The organism is Pseudomonas edaphica (genome assembly GCF_005863185.1).
In the GTDB taxonomy this organism is placed as follows: domain Bacteria; phylum Pseudomonadota; class Gammaproteobacteria; order Pseudomonadales; family Pseudomonadaceae; genus Aquipseudomonas; species Aquipseudomonas edaphica.
This window is the reverse complement of record NZ_VBVZ01001154.1, coordinates 1-500: the sequence shown is the minus strand read 5'-3', so window position 1 is coordinate 500 and position 500 is coordinate 1. Positions and strand designations below refer to the sequence as shown.

Annotated in this window: 1 protein-coding gene; it reads right to left on the bottom strand. The window is 62.2% G+C overall.

The features are described 5' to 3' along the window. Window positions 1-33: 33 nt before the first annotated feature. Window positions 34-500: 6-phosphogluconolactonase (locus tag FEM54_RS33800; protein WP_171045988.1), on the bottom strand; the 467-nt coding region annotated here is incomplete at its 5' end.

The following is a 500-nucleotide window of genomic DNA, read 5'->3' as shown; positions in this document are numbered from 1 at the left end:
GTTGAGGGCTTTTCATAGCGGCTGATCCTTGGCTCATGGGCACCAGTAAATCTCTAAAGTAGGTTGCAAAAACGCGCGAATCGGCATGGCAGCAACGTCGTCACTGGCCAGCGCGGCGCTCAAGGTGGTCAATTTCGAACTGCCGGAAATCGACAGCACGGTGTAATGGGCCGTGGCCAGCAGCGCGCGACTCATGGTCAGGCGCTGGTGCGGCACAGTCGGCGCCAGCATCGGCCAGCAACGGCGCGTGCCGTCAGGCTTGAGCGCCTCGCCCAGGTTGGGGCTGTTGGGGAACAGCGATGCGGTGTGGCCGTCATCGCCCATGCCGAGTACCAGCACATCGATCGCGGGTAGCTCTGCCAACTGGCGATCGGCCAGTTCGGCGGCGTCTTCCAGGTTCGCGGCAACGTTGTACAGGCTGAGGAACTTGGCCTTGGCCGCCGGGCCCTGGAGCAAATACTTTTTCAACAGGCCGGCATTGCTGTCGGCATGTTCCACCG